Below are 528 nucleotides of genomic sequence, written 5' to 3' on the forward strand. Positions count from 1 at the left end.
GGTTCTAACTAGTGTCTGCGAACCTGCAAGATTACTCATACTGAATACTCCCTTTCAGAATCATGAGCCAACGAATTTGAGGCAGCTATTCTCGCCCATACGAAGTGATTAGTTGCGACTAGGGTGACCAACAGCAGGGCGGCCCCTAGGTTATGCATTACCGCGTTGATAAGCGGAAGATGAAAGATAACGTTGGCAATACCCAACCAAACCTGAACTGCAAGGCCAAAGCCAATAGCTCTTACATAGATTCTTGCTGAGGGTAGCGAACTGCGCCACAGTAATACCATCAATGATAGCAACGCAGAGGTCGTGATCAGCGCCCCTACCCTGTGTGTCACATGTATCGTCATTCTCGCCCCATAATCCAGCACTCCGAACTCGTAGTTATCAAAACCGGTTTGAATAAAATTAAAGGCATTGCCAAAGTCGAGATGACTTTGCCACTCACCTTGACATATAGGTAAAGAGGTACACATCAGGGCGGCATAGTTAGACGATGTCCAACCTCCAAGCATAATCTGAAGG

At 47.0% G+C, this 528-nt stretch carries 1 protein-coding gene; it reads right to left on the minus strand.

Annotated features, from left to right (window positions below):
* Positions 1-35: 35 nt before the first annotated feature.
* A partial coding sequence (locus AB4585_RS28870) for a heme A synthase (RefSeq protein ID WP_372172222.1) occupies positions 36-528 on the minus strand: 493 nt, incomplete at its 5' end.

This window comes from Vibrio sp. 10N.222.49.C9 (assembly GCF_041474985.1).
Classification (GTDB): domain Bacteria; phylum Pseudomonadota; class Gammaproteobacteria; order Enterobacterales; family Vibrionaceae; genus Vibrio; species Vibrio crassostreae_C.